The sequence below is a fragment of the Brevibacterium oceani genome, assembly GCF_013623835.1.
Classification (GTDB): Bacteria; Actinomycetota; Actinomycetes; order Actinomycetales; family Brevibacteriaceae; genus Brevibacterium; species Brevibacterium oceani.
In genome coordinates this window covers 1-12,389 of record NZ_JABKDE010000005.1, presented here as the reverse complement: position 1 = coordinate 12,389, position 12,389 = coordinate 1, and the positions used below count along the sequence as shown (strand labels likewise).

At 60.9% G+C, this 12,389-nt stretch carries 9 protein-coding genes, 2 pseudogenes and 1 other annotated feature; of the genes and pseudogenes, 5 read left to right on the top strand and 6 right to left on the bottom strand.

Annotation, left to right across the window (positions count from 1 at the left end; translation table 11 throughout):
* Window positions 1-263: 263 nt before the first annotated feature.
* Both HK401_RS21185 and HK401_RS12010 read left to right on the top strand, forming a co-directional pair.
* Window positions 264-479: pseudogene (locus HK401_RS21185) on the top strand (transposase); the annotation flags it as partial.
* A 50-nt stretch (window positions 480-529) separates the two neighbouring features.
* Window positions 530-648 (top strand) — a sequence feature (AL1L pseudoknot).
* Window positions 568-1,491 carry an IS3 family transposase gene (locus tag HK401_RS12010; RefSeq protein WP_309135977.1) on the top strand — a complete coding sequence of 308 codons (924 nt, stop codon included), beginning with the start codon at window positions 568-570 and terminating at the stop codon, window positions 1,489-1,491. (Overlaps the previous feature by 81 nt.)
* Before the next feature lie 42 nt (window positions 1,492-1,533).
* Here HK401_RS12010 and HK401_RS12005 read toward each other — a convergent pair.
* Both HK401_RS12005 and ilvD read right to left on the bottom strand, forming a co-directional pair.
* Window positions 1,534-2,433 (bottom strand): annotated as a pseudogene (locus tag HK401_RS12005) (IS481 family transposase); the annotation flags it as partial.
* Between the two features lie 117 nt (window positions 2,434-2,550).
* On the bottom strand, window positions 2,551-4,446 hold the full coding sequence (gene ilvD, locus HK401_RS12000) for a dihydroxy-acid dehydratase (protein WP_181274913.1): 1,896 nt from the start codon (window positions 4,444-4,446) through the stop codon (window positions 2,551-2,553).
* A 74-nt stretch (window positions 4,447-4,520) separates the two neighbouring features.
* Between ilvD and HK401_RS11995 the strand changes: the two genes are divergently transcribed.
* A complete protein-coding gene (locus HK401_RS11995) occupies window positions 4,521-5,318 on the top strand; it encodes a helix-turn-helix transcriptional regulator (protein ID WP_181274912.1) in 798 nt (265 codons plus the stop codon).
* Window positions 5,319-5,367: 49 nt separating this feature from the next.
* Here HK401_RS11995 and HK401_RS11990 read toward each other — a convergent pair whose 3' ends face one another.
* Together HK401_RS11990 and HK401_RS11985 are read right to left on the bottom strand one after the other, a co-directional pair.
* Window positions 5,368-5,832 carry an NUDIX hydrolase gene (locus tag HK401_RS11990; RefSeq protein WP_181274911.1) on the bottom strand — a complete coding sequence of 155 codons (465 nt, stop codon included), beginning with the start codon at window positions 5,830-5,832 and terminating at the stop codon, window positions 5,368-5,370.
* Between the two features lie 151 nt (window positions 5,833-5,983).
* Window positions 5,984-7,339 (bottom strand): IS1380 family transposase, encoded by a 1,356-nt coding sequence (locus HK401_RS11985; protein WP_181275179.1) that lies wholly within the window; start codon window positions 7,337-7,339, stop codon window positions 5,984-5,986.
* A gap of 163 nt (window positions 7,340-7,502) precedes the next feature.
* On the opposite strand from HK401_RS11985, the gene HK401_RS11980 reads away from it, so the two are divergent.
* Entirely contained in the window at window positions 7,503-8,279 is a 777-nt protein-coding gene (locus HK401_RS11980; protein ID WP_181274910.1) for a hypothetical protein, read from the top strand.
* A 147-nt stretch (window positions 8,280-8,426) separates the two neighbouring features.
* Here HK401_RS11980 and HK401_RS11975 read toward each other — a convergent pair whose 3' ends face one another.
* Window positions 8,427-9,200, bottom strand: coding sequence for a hypothetical protein (locus HK401_RS11975; RefSeq protein ID WP_181274909.1), 774 nt, complete (start codon window positions 9,198-9,200; stop codon window positions 8,427-8,429).
* Between the two features lie 28 nt (window positions 9,201-9,228).
* Here HK401_RS11975 and HK401_RS11970 point away from each other — a divergent pair, with 28 nt between their 5' ends.
* Window positions 9,229-10,098: a helix-turn-helix transcriptional regulator gene (locus HK401_RS11970; RefSeq protein ID WP_181274908.1), complete on the top strand. Its 870-nt coding sequence runs from the start codon at window positions 9,229-9,231 to the stop codon at window positions 10,096-10,098.
* Window positions 10,099-10,240: 142 nt separating this feature from the next.
* On the opposite strand, the gene HK401_RS11965 is transcribed toward HK401_RS11970, so the two are convergent.
* Entirely contained in the window at window positions 10,241-11,731 is a 1,491-nt protein-coding gene (locus HK401_RS11965) for a hypothetical protein (protein WP_181274907.1), read from the bottom strand.
* Between the last annotated feature and the right edge of the window lie 658 nt (window positions 11,732-12,389).

The following is a 12,389-nucleotide window of genomic DNA, read 5'->3' as shown; positions in this document are numbered from 1 at the left end:
AAACAAGCCGAGAAGCTCAAGGATTCTAGTCCTGAGCCAACGGTAAGGTTCTACGCAACGAAGTCAGTGTGCAGAAGGTGGGTGGGTTGTGTGACCAGCCGGATCGGGGACCTCGTAGTCAGAGCTTGGAACCCGGAAGAGCTGAGCCGCTTCTGGTGCGCCGCACTCGGCTACAGGGTCACAGAAGTTGACGAAACAGGGGTTGTATCGCCCCGGGGATAATAGAGGCAGGGAGATTGGAAGAAGGAGATTCTCTCTTGCCAGTGAAATACACCGACGAACTCAAGGCTCGCGCAGTCGAACTCGTCATCCACGCCCAGGCCGACCCCGACACCGCGAACGGAGCCATCACCCGCGTCGCGAACGAACTCGGGCTGAGCAAAGAAACCCTGCGAGTCTGGGTACGTAAACACAAGGATTCCGGCAAAACCACCCCGGCCGAGTCGGTCGACTTGGAAGCGGAGAACCGCCGGCTGCGGGCTGAGTTGGCTGAAGCGAAGCGGGCCAACGAGATTCTGAAGAGAGCATCGGCTTGTCTCCCGCGGCGGAGCTCGACCGCCCATCGAAGTGATTGTCGCCTTCATCGACGACAATCGTCACGAGTTCGGAGTCGAGCCAATCGTGCGCGCCCTGTCCGGGACTGCTGCGCGGATTGCTGTGAGCTCGTATTACGCCTACAAGAAGCGTCAACCATCAGCCCGGGCCCGTCGGGATCAGGCACTGATGGTGGTGATCCGGGGCCTCTATGAGGCGAACTATTCCTGTTACGGGCAGCGGTTGATGTGGAAGGCGATCAACCGCGAGCACGCCGATGAGTTCGGGCCGGTGGCCCGCTGTACGGTGGAGCGGTTGATGCGCCAGTTAGGCATCGACGGAATCCGGCGGAAGCGGAAGCGTCCGAAGACGGCTTCGGCCAGGGCTGAGGAGTGTCCGGATGATCTCGTCGAACGTGAGTTCAAGGCTGGAGGTCCGAATTGTTTATGGGTCGCGGACATCACCTATGTGCCCACGCGTGCTGGGTGGGTGTACACGACGTTCATCCTCGATGTCTTCCATCGGGAGGTCGTCGGGTGGCAGGTGACGAACCATATGCGGGAGTCTCTGGCCAGGGACGCTCTGACGATGGCTCTCGCTGCGAAGTACAGGGCTGGCGAAGACGTCTCCGGGCTGGTCCACCACAGCGATCGCGGGGTGCAATTCCGGTCGATTCGCTATGGCGAGACCCTGGCGGAATCCGAGGTCGTGGCGTCTGTGGGGTCGCGTGGGGACTCGTATGACAACGCGATGGCCGAGGCGCTGAACTCGGTCTACAAGGCAGAGCTCATCGACCGGAAGGTGTGGTCGGGATTGATTGAGGTGATGGCGGAGACATCGAAGTGGGTGGCTTGGTACAACCAGTCCAGGCTGCATTCAGCGATTGACTACCGACCGCCTATAGAGGTTCATTCTGAATGGATCAACCAGTCCGCGACAGAGTCCGCGGCTGCTTAGGAAACCAAGAAAAGGAGCCTCTACGAAACCCGGGGCTTGACAGGGTAGTGCTTCTCGGCGGTCGGTTTCTGCGGGGTAGAACCGTGCGTAGGCCCAGCCATCGGCAAGGGTGTGGTGGAAGCGCTCGATCTTCCCGTTGGTCTGTGGCCGGTAGGGACGGGTCTTCTTCGCCGTGATGCCAAGCTCGGCGCAGGTGTCGCGCCAGGCATGGGATTTGTCAGCCGAGCGGTTGTCGGAGAGGACCCGCTCGACAGTGATGCCGCGGTCGGCGAACCAGGACACTGCTTTGCGCAAGACACCGATCGCGGTGTCAGCTTTCTCATCAGAGCAGATCTAGGCGTAAGCGACACGGGAGTGGTCGTCGATGACTGTGTGCACGAACGCGGTACCCAAGCGCGGCTCGTAGCGGTGGTTGCGGCTCTGCAGGCGGGTCGCGGTGGCCTCACGGTTTCGCTCGCCCTGGACACGCCCGACGAAGCGCCAACCGCCGCCGTCGGGGATGTTGCCGAACTTCGTCACGTCGACGTGGATCAGCGAGCTGGGATGATCATGCTCGTAACGGCGGATTGGTTCACCGCTCACCCGGTCGATATGGCTGAGTCGGTTGCTACGGCAGCGCACGAGCACCGCGTGGATGGTCGAAGCTGGAAGCCCGAGTTCGCCGGCGATCTGGACCGGGCCGAGCCGTGAACGCCACCTGGCCTTCACGATTCGTTTAGCCTGCGGCAGTGGCGTCTTCGTCGGCATCGACCGCGGTCGGCTCGATCGATCCGTCACCCCGATCGGCCCTTCGGTGCGGAGTCGCCCGGCCCACTTCCGAGCCGTGACGGGAGAGACCATGAACATCTTCGCAGCGGCAGCGATAGGCCATCCGTCCTCGACGATCAGGCGCGCCAGGCGAAGTCGGGCGCGTGGGGTCACAGCGGCGTTAGCGTGGGACACGAGGGCCTCCTGGTTCGTGAAGCGGTTGAGCTCAACAGCTCCACTTCGCAACCAGAGGCCCTCACTTTTCAGCTCTTCATGACCGTGTCGCCGAAACAACGTCCCTGGACATCACACCTAGTTCACTGACGCTTTGCGAGCAGGTTCATTCGCGTCGGCCGGATCGGGAACCTTCCGCACCGCGCCTTTGTCCGCGGACTGCGCGAACGCGGCGTAGGCACGCAGCGCGGTCGAGACGCTGCGCTCGCGCTGCAGGGGACGATAGGTGCCGTCCGCCTCGAGACGATCCCGTCGCCGCGTGAGCTCCTCGTCCGAGACCTCGAGACTGATCGACCTGTTCGGGATGTCGATGGCGATAGTGTCGCCGTCTTCGACGAGCGCGATCGTGCCACCCGCGGCCGCCTCGGGCGAGATATGACCGATCGAGAGCCCCGAGGTGCCGCCGGAGAACCGTCCGTCGGTGATGAGGGCGCATTCCTTCCCCAGACCACGACCCTTGAGATACGAGGTCGGGTAGAGCATCTCCTGCATTCCCGGTCCACCGCGCGGACCCTCGTAGCGGATGACGACAACGTCTCCCGATTGCACCTGCTTGGTGAGGATCTTCTCCACCGCCTCCTCCTGTGACTCGCAGACCACGGCGGGACCCGAGAAGACGTGGATGGACTCGTCGACTCCCGCGGTCTTGACGACCGCCCCGTCGACGGCGATGTTGCCGCGCAGCACCCCGAGGCCACCGTCGGCGGAGTAGGCGTGATCGATGTCGTGGATGCAGCCCGACTCGGCATCGAGATCGAGGTTCTCCCACCGCGCCGACTGCGAGAACGCCGTCGACGACCGGCGCCCACCGGGACCGGCATGCCAGAGATCCCGGGCCGCCTCGGTGACTTTCACACCACGGACATCCCATTCGTCCAACCATTCACCGAGCGAAGCTGCGTGGACGGAATGCACCTTCTCGCTGAGCAAACCCGCACGCCGCAGCTCCCCCAGCAGTGCCGGAATCCCGCCGGCCCGGTGCACGTCCTCCATATAGAAGGTGCGGTCCCCGGCCATGTTGGGAGCGACCTTCGCCAGGCACGGCACCCGCCGGGACATCGCATCGATATCGTCGAGGTCGAAGTCGACGCCGGCCTCGTGCGCCGCGGCAAGCAGGTGGAGGATCGTGTTCGTCGACCCGCCCATCGCGAGGTCGAGGGCCATGGCATTGCCGAAGGCCGCCGAGGTGGCGATCGCGCGCGGACGCACCGAATCGTCATCATCGTCGTAGTGCCGGCGGGCGAGATCGACAACGAGAGTGCCGGCACGTTCGTAGAGGTCCCGCCGCGCGGTGTGCGTGGCGAGCACCGAGCCGTTGCCGGGCAGGGACAGCCCGATCGCCTCGGTGAGGCAGTTCATCGAGTTCGCCGTGAACATTCCCGAACACGACCCGCAGGTCGGGCACGCCGACTCCTCAATCCGCAGCACATCGGAATCGGAGGTCGTCTCGTTCACGGCCTCGGACATCGCATCGACGAGGTCGAGCGACTTCACTGTGCCATCGGTCAGCGTGGTTCGGCCGGCCTCCATCGGGCCTCCGGAGACGAACACGGTAGGGATGTCGAGACGCAGCGCGGCCATGAGCATGCCCGGGGTGATCTTGTCGCAATTGGAGATGCAGACGAGGGCGTCGGCGCAGTGCGCATTGGTCATGTACTCGACGGAATCGGCGATGAGGTCGCGCGAGGGCAGGGAGTAGAGCATGCCGCCGTGGCCCATCGCGATCCCATCGTCGACGGCGATGGTGTTGAACTCGCGCGGGATGCCGCCCCCGGCGGTCACAGCCTCGGAGACGATCCGCCCGACCGGGGCGAGATGGGTGTGCCCGGGGACGAACTCGGTGAAGGAGTTCGCCACCGCGATGATCGGCTTGCGGCCGAGGTCCGCACCGGGGACTCCGGCGGCGCGGAAGAGCGCGCGGGCTCCGGCCATATTACGACCATGGGTGACTGTGCGAGAACGGTAAGCAGGCATGGGAACCATGACATCGCGGTTGCGGTCTCGGCGGAAGCTACCGTTGATACCAGTACTGGCAGTACTATCAACCTATGATCCGACCCCGCACCCGTCGCCGTGAGCAGCTCGGCGAGTTCCTCACCAGCAGGCGCAGGGTCCGACAGCGTTCGGCGGTGGGTCTGCCGTCGAGCGCGCGCAACGGCGATGCCGGGCTGAGTCGGGAGGAGGTCGCCACGCTCTCGGGTGTGAGCGCCACCTGGTACACGTGGCTCGAACAGGGTCGGGACACGAACGTCTCCCGGCAGGTCATCACAGCCGTCGCCCGGGTGCTCGATCTCAGCGAGGCCGAAACCGACTACGTCAGATCCCTGCTCGAGGGCGAGGACGTGCCCTGGGACGAGAAGCCGGCAGAGCTCTCCGATTCCCTGCAGCGCCTCCTCGACGCCCTCGATTTCCCTGCCTTCGCCGTCGCCCCGGATTGGACGATCGCCGGGTGGAACGCCGGCTACGAATGGCTCTACCCGGCGATCACGACGATCGAGAAGGCCGACCGGAACCTCATCTGGCTCATCTACACGGACCCGGCCCTGCGCGGCATGCTCCCGGATTGGGAGGCCGACAGTCGGCATTTCCTCGCCGAATTCCGCGTCGAGTCCGGGGTTCGACTGAGCACTCCGAGGCATCGTGCGCTCATCGACCGGCTGAGCGCGGCCAGCGAGGACTTCCGAAAGCAGTGGGCGGAGCTGACGATCGAACGCTTCGCGAGCCGACGCCGCGCCTTCGACCATCACAAAGACGGCTTCATCGAATTCGACCATCATCGGCTCATCCCCTCGGAGGATTCCCGCCTGCACGTGGTCATGTACGTGCCCGTGGTGCCCGACCGGTGAGAACGAACGCGGTGCGTCCCGCCGCCCGAAGACATCCTCGCGAGGCGGTTCAGACCAGTACGGCCGCTTCCCTCACCAGTTCCGGCAGGTTCTCCGGAAAGTATTGGATCGGCGCGCCCTCGAGATCGTCGGCGCTCCACCAGCGCCACGTGGTCATGGCTGTTCGCTCGAGCTCGGTCCAGTTTGAGTCACTCAGATCCGTCGAGTCCGTCCGTGCGGCGAAGAAGTGCTCGACCTGGTGCTGCGGTTCGCCGTGATTGAGGAAGTCGAACTCGCGCCGATGGTACGGCCCGACCAGGTCGATGCCGGACATGCCCGTCTCCTCTTCCAGCTCACGTTCCGCGGTCTCCCGCAGGGTTTCGCTCGCTTCGCTGCCATCGCCGGCGGTGAACCAGAAGCGGATGCAGTCCTGAGCATCGGCGAGGTCGCGTCCTTCGAAGAGCAGGACACGTGACTCGGGGTCCAGCAGCACGATGCGGACGGCGACACGGGTGAGATTGGGCATGCCGACCATCCTACTAAACCTTGATCCACCGATTCGTTTGATGCCCCGGTCTCTTTCACAAGTGTTTCCCAAGGTCTCCTCCAGACCCCGCGGCATCGTGCTCGAAGGAAGAGCGAATCTGTCAGGACAATACTGTCCTTGGCGGGCTCAACGCTGCTTGCTAGAGTCGTGAGAATTCTTCTGCCCACGGCCACTTCGTGGGCAGATGCATAATCAGTTTCCTGGCTCGATGAGCTATCCGCGCCGGAATGCTGATGATGCGTGTTCGCTGCGTCGGGGCGCGGACTTTGCTCATCCGTCCACCGATGAGTCCGGCAGCGGCTCGCAGCAGGTTGTGAGTGATCGCTGCGATCGTCACCCACGCCGCGTTGGCGTTGAACACCCCGGAAGGCATATGCGCCAAGGCCCCGTTCTTCAACTCTGCATTGATCTGCTCGATGATCGCGTGCTTGCGGTGCATGTGATCAGCAGCAACAGTGTCGAAACGAGTGCGATCGACGGTGGTGAAGAATGCGTGATACCGGAACAAGTCGAACAATGGGTCTTGCCCACTCATGCGTTTGGTTTCGTTGAGTTCAGGGATACGGCGGACCACCATACGTCCCGTCGTTTGCAGTGCCTTTTTCTTCGAGGTGAACGCGGTGAATGGGATCTCAGCGACTTCGGCCATTGACATCCATGTCCTGGTTTCCTCGTCGTAGATCGCTTCAGGGTATTCGATGCCCTTCCATGTGGCGTCACTGATCGCCTCGATCGCTGCTTTGACCTTCTTGTCCATCCGCACCGTGATCGATACATGAGCCCCGCCGTTGTGGTCGGCTTTGACCACGCCTGATGAGTAGTATGCCGAATCAGCGCGCACCAACACCGAAGTGCCAGAGTTGATTCGGGTTGTGGTGGCCAGGGCGTCAGAGACGAATTTGTCAGCGCCCCTGGCTGACGACGTTGAGCCTTTGCGTATGCGCTGGCCGACAATGATCTGGCTGGAGTCGGAAGTCGACGCGGTCGCTAACAGTGCGTTGAGTCCGCGACTGCCTTGGTAGCCGAACCCGGCTCCCTGCTTCGACGCAGATTGAACGTGGATGACGGTGTCGTCGACATCGACGACGATCATTGAAGCCTGTGTACTGTCCTGGTTGGTGGGCAGCAGCGGTGTGTGCGCGATGAGGTTGGTCAGGAAGCGGGAGGAGATCGCGTCGAGTTGCCGGATGTGGCCGAAGGCGAACGAAGGCAGGAACGACCCCAGGGTCGAGGGGGCATAGACGCGGTCGAAGAGGTGTTTCATGCCGGCGTGGCGGAGAATATTCATATCATCGATCAAGTCGGCCCCGGCGGCCATTCCCGCAACCAGTGTGGCCAGTTTCGGGGCCGGGTTCGCGCCCTTGTCAGCCCCGGTCGTCGTCACGGTCAGACGGTCTTCGGTGAGGTCTGGCAGGTCGGCGTTCTTGGCCAGGCCCATTTTCGGGACCAGCCCGGTGGTAGCGGTGAGATTCCTATCGTCGAAGGAGTGGGACACAGACGCGGGTGTGTGATTGAATAGCACCTGAGAGGTGCCCCTTTCTGGGCGGGATTGGTTGACTTTGAACATCACCATTTTCCCAGTTCAGAGGGGGCATTTCCATTTCATGCGCGGCTTGATCAGGCTACTCCCATCGGTGGATCAAGGATAAACTCGTGCCATGGTCTCTCCTGATTTCGGCTCGGCGCCTCCCCAGTATATTAGCGGAGGAGCCGAGCGACTCATCTCCGGCCTCTCACTCATTTCGGCCCCATTGCTGTGGACTGCCGGCCTGTTCCTCCAATGGTTAGCCCGAGCCAGAGCCGGCCTGACGCTAAGCGAACTCGGCGATCTCGACGCGGCAACATTCGCAGCACCGATGCTGCTCGAAATCCATGCCCGCCAGCCGGGACTGTCCACTGCAGGGTCGACTCTGCTGCTCCTGGGAATCCTGCTGCTGGTGCCTGCTGCCTTCGCTCTGTCACGCCAGGCCGCGGCTCAGGCACCATGGTCCGCGACGCTGGGATGCGTCCTGCTGACAGTGGGACTCATGGCGCGAATGTTCTACCTGGGGGTGGATGCGACGGCTTTCAATGTCGTCGAGCGGTTAGGGGCAGAGGCAGCCTCATCACTGATTCTCGACGGCTACGGGGAACTGGCTTACGCATTTTGGCGAGTACCCGTCATCGCCTCCGCTGGGACGATCCTTGGGTCACTGCTGCTGGCATTCGCCCTGTTCCGATCCGAACGGTGGGGGCTGTTGAGGTGCTTGTTCATCCTTCCAGCAGGGTGGCTCGGCATGGGAGTGCTGAAAGAGCATGAGCCCGGGTTCGGAGGGCTTGCCCTCACCGTCGCCCTTCTCCCTTGCGGCTTCACTCTTCTGCGGGGGCATGTGCCGCGCCCGCGTTGCCTTCTGCCCAAGGGGTTGGGTCGGTGGCGCAACTTAGTCAGCTGGTGAGCCGACCCTGTCCAATAACGACCTCGTTGCCTGCGACCACCCTCCGCACACCGACATGAAATTGAGAACTCCGACATGGTCCCGGCACGGAACTGAGATTCCGCCATGAATCTTGGGAACATACACTACAATTGTAGGGTCTCACCGCTATTGCGTTCCGCAAACATAGCTGACGTACTTGCCCATCACATTCGAGAATGCGGTTACACCACTGGAGGGTTCATCCTGGGTTGCGAACCAGTCGAAGTTGGACCAGACCGTGCGGTGGTTGTCGTCGACTCGTTCGAACGGCTCGATCTTGTCGGTTGTGAGGAGCGTGTAATCCTTTTGGACGAGAAGTTCACGCCCGCACGCAGCCAGGAACGTGCGCAACTCCAACGCAGAGACTTCGACCGTCCATTTCTCCATAGAGACATCAACCCGAACCAATTCGACGCTGCGACCCGCCGAGTCGAAATAAGACCAGCCACTGTTGCTGGGAAAAGCGTCCCAGTACCAGAGGAAAGTGGGTGTGATCTCGAAAGTGGGGTTCACGAACCCGTGGTGTTCCCGCACAGCAGAGAAGAAGCTCAGCTCGCCGCCATCGTCTCGATTCGTGGTTAGACCGTCGGAGAACGTGCCGTCACGCCAGACCTCGACGCCGCCGATGTCACTCTGCCCCGACCAACCGGTACCCGATTGCAAGACCTGGTCTCGGGACTCGGCATCAATGATGATGCAGTGAGTGCCACCATACATGTCGTTGGCTCGGTGGAAGTGTTCTTCGATAGTCAGCCAACCCGTCGGCTCAGGGCAAATACGCAGAAGTTCCGCCTCTGGCCAAAGCTCTGGAGGATAGTCGCCGCCAGGAGTCGGCCAGAGACGTCCCAATGTGGTTGGGCCGTCATGAACTTCGTAGCCCGGAATTGAAGGAATGTGCATGCTATAAGTATGCGGCGAAACACTAAGATTGCGTATACGCAAACGTAAGGAGGTGGCTGATATGGATGCAACAGAGATCGTCAAGAAGATCCGTGCCGTTAGCGGGATCACCAGGAAAGAACTGGCGCAGCTGGCGGATGTGTCGCCATCGACGATCAGCCGCATCGAACGCGGCCAGATGGACCCCACCTGGCGCACGATGCAGAAGATCTTCGCCGCCACGGGATACCAGCTCAACGGGACCTCCGTAGTCTCCAGCGGAGACACCTCTGCGATCCAGGCAGCGAATGCCTACCTCGCTCCAATTCTCCAACGGGCCTACTCTCCGGAGGTTGAGACCCTGCAACCAACGGCGACGACAAAACCAGCCGGCCCCTTACCGACGGAAGTGAAGATTCCAACCGGTGCCTGGTCAGACCGGTGGAAGAGAACCGAATGGCTGAGAGACTCGGCAGGAGTCGATGATCTGGTGGCGATCGCTGTAAACGCCGGCAATGCTGGGAAGGTCGCCAGGCGCCACGGTGCCCGGGTCCCGGTCGAGATCCCGCGAGGATGGCGAGGTCTCGTCGACCAGCTGGGGAAGGCGGGCGTGGACTATGCCGTGTCCGGAATCGTTGCCACATGGGAGGAACGGTCTGATGCGCAGGCAGGTGCACCGCTGATCTATGTGAGAGATCCACGAGGTATGGCTCAGCGGATTGGGTTGGAAAGAGCTCGACCAGGGCAGGGAGTGCTTCTCTTGGAGCCCATGAGCGGTGAGTTGGACGATGTTGAGAACGAGGGCGGTATCCGGTTCGTTCCGCGATCACGGGCCCTGCTCGATGCGTTCTCCGGTCCCGGTCGGGATCCGGACAAAGCAGAAGATATGCTCCGGGCCCTCTGGGAGGACGCATCATGAATGTCAAATTCGACCGGATCGATCCATGCCCTGTTCTCTCTCGCCGAGCGCTCATCGATGCTATTGTCAGCTCAAAAAGAGGCAGATGGAACCTCCGAATCTGAAAAGTTCGTCCTTAAGAGGCGGTTTCTTGAGGGTCAGTTCAGAGGTTGGGCAGCGTTCGATAGCGGCGATCGACGTCTCGGCAACAAAATTTGTAGCTCAGAAGGCTCCCGCACTCACACGGTCTGTAGACGCCCTCTTGATAAGAACTGCCCATTGCGGAACTCTCGGCCACGGGAAGTGGTGGCATCCATTCGGCGTGGACAGTACCCCGACTAACTAAGACTGAGTTTGAGGGCTGTTCCGGAATCCCCCACGGATGGCCCGAGCTGCTCTTTGTCTCTTGATCCACTTGCTCCGGTTGTTCGAGCGCGCTGGGCATTTCGGCACCAACGCTCGTGCTTTGATTGACAAGCGCCGTCCACGCCACATTCGATCTGCGGGGACGCTGGAAAATGAAGTGATCTGCGACGAGAGCGGCACCAGAGAGGATCGGGAGAATCGGGTTCCCGGTGATTACACCAGTACCTATGCCCATTGCCAGCTGGAAGAAGTTGGATTTGAGCGATACTCCGAGGTTCGAAATCAATCCGTTGTCAGCGCTCTGTCGTGCCCGCTCAAGTAGAGGAAGGAGAAGTACATGTTCTTGTTCTTCCAGGTATTGTTCTAGTTCTTTCTCGTCCGCGTCCAACGGAGCTTGTGAGTAGATTTTAAATAACTGACGTCGGAACTCTCCGAAATCATCGTCGTCGTGGATTGTGCTTAAGGTCTTCCATGACAAACCCGAGAACACGGGTAATTTGGAACGGAGCAGCCCCTCGCGAACTCGATCTGCTCCGGATGTGACATTGCCAAATGCCCGGTTGCACACTAACCGCTCGTACTCAAATGGTGCGCAGTAGGTGCTGCCGAGGCTGGTGGCCGTAACATACTCTCGTGCGAAATATTTCAAGGACTTGGAAAAGGCCTGTCGAGTCTGTTCTTCTCGGTCGCCGCCGGCAAAGACAAACATCCCACGTTGAGCGTCATCAATTGCCAGATCTTGAGGATCGAAGCGTTCCGCGAGTTCGAGAGGGTCTGGGAGCAGAGCTTCGACGAGCTCAGAATGAATCTCGTTGATGGTATCTTCGCGTTGCTGGTAGATGTTCTCCATCGGTGCGAGGACGATGACCTCGTTCTCGATGAGTGCACGAGTGTCCCGCAATGCTGGGAGCAACCTCGCCAGAAATGCTCTCGTCTCGGCAATTTTGGGCCCCTCGCCGGGTACATACCATCCGGGAGACGAAGATAGGTGATGTTCGTTCTGGTGTGTGGCATTGCTGAACCAATCGGAGATTTGATCTTTGACCAGGACTTGCTCAGTAAAGAGGAGACTAGAACGGATCACTCCTCCACCAATGCGCAGTGAGTCCGCTGAGGGCCATCCGCCTAGATACTGACATCCATCTCGCACCGTGACCGACGGCTCATTGTTTTCGTTGAAGTGGCGTACTTCTTCACCGAACTCAAGGAGGCGTGACGCTGGGATCTTGCGAATGTCTTCACCGTCTTGATAGAAGAAGTTGTCCACGACGTCGAGGATCGTTGCCACTCGGAAGCTCCCTGATTCATCCGCCCGCGCTGCGCCCGCAACTCCCCACACTGAATCGTCTGTGACCCATCTATGCAAGTTACTCCAGCTGGTTTCCAGTATAGATTGTGCAATGGCGTGCCGAAGCAAGATTGACGCGGCACTATGGCGGACCTGTACTCGTAGCCGGCGAAACTAGGAGCACGTTAGCTCCGACGTACGGTTCGAATGCATTGTGCTGACTACGAGCATTAAGATGCCAAACTACTGCCACGGGTGAAGGTGTGAGAGCAGATAGAAGTCGGCATTGTCGCCACTGTGCTGATTGAACTTCCAGAAATTGGCGCATCGAAGGCTGAGAACTGGATCACTGTTGTTGCCTGGGGCAAGGGTGAGTTGTGCTACACGGCCGCCTTGCTCGGTCGATAGTTCGGCTCGTTGACAATCGGCCGTCCAGGCGTGCGCGCCGCACATTGGTTCCCATTCGCTTCATGGCGGCTTCTCGAGACCCGACCGTGTGCTGGCGAGCAATTCTCTGATGTCGTCATCTTTGTACTCTGGGGCTCCCCGCAAGTCGTGGACACGTGAACCACGTCACGCAGCCTGCGTAGACGCTTCCTCCTGAACCCGGCCGGCACTGTGCTCGACCAGAAGAGCCTCTTCGAACTCCACCGGCGGA